Origin of the sequence: Nonomuraea rosea (genome assembly GCF_039539705.1) — a bacterium.
GTDB lineage: Bacteria > Actinomycetota > Actinomycetes > Streptosporangiales > Streptosporangiaceae > Nonomuraea > Nonomuraea rosea.
Window position 1 is genome coordinate 1 of sequence record NZ_BAABDQ010000146.1, and the last position, 770, is coordinate 770.

Consider the following 770-nt stretch of genomic DNA (forward strand, 5'->3'; position numbering starts at 1 on the left):
GACTGTCAGCCAGCAGGTACGCGATCCGCTCCACCGGCTGACGAGGATCGATCGGCACATAAGCCGCCCCCGCCTTCCACACCGCCAGCAACGCCACCACCAGATCAACACCACGATCCAGACACACGCCGACCACCGACTCGACCCCCACCCCCTCCGCGCCCAGCACATGAGCCAGCCGATTGGCCCGCTCATCCAGCTCGGCATAAGAAATTGCCTCTGCCGTCACCACCGCGACCGCATCAGGCCGAAGAGCGACCTGCGCCTCGAACAACTCCACCACCGACGCGCCCACATCACCGGCCGCAGTGTCGTTCCACTCATCCAGCACCCGACGCCGCTCATCACCGTCGAGCAGGTCCACCGCACTCAACCGGGTCCGCACGTCGGCGCTCACCGTCTCCAGCACCCGCACCCAGTAACCGGCGATCCGCCCGGCCCACTCCGGATCGAACAGATCCGTCGCCACCGTCACCGAACCCCGCACCCCCGCAGGAGCCCCCTCACCGTCGAACGCCTCGCCCACGAGCACATCCAGGTCGAACTTGGCCGCCGACGTCCCCGCCGACATCCCTTCGGCCCGGACGCCGGGCAGGTCGAGCACGGCCTCGGCGTTGTTCTGCATGGTGAAGACGATCTGGAACAGCGGGTGCCGCGCCATCGACCGCGACGGCGCCAGCTCCTCCACCAGCCGCTCGAACGGCACGTCCTGATGCGCGAACGCCGCCAGAGCGCGCTCCCGCACCCGTCCCAGCAGCTCACGGAACTCC

1 protein-coding gene is annotated in these 770 nt (G+C 68.7%); it reads right to left on the reverse strand.

The features are described from left to right. Positions 1 to 706 (reverse strand): AMP-binding protein (locus tag ABEA43_RS67820; protein WP_345581603.1); only part of this gene is annotated, 706 nt, incomplete at its 3' end. Between the last annotated feature and the right edge of the window lie 64 nt (positions 707 to 770).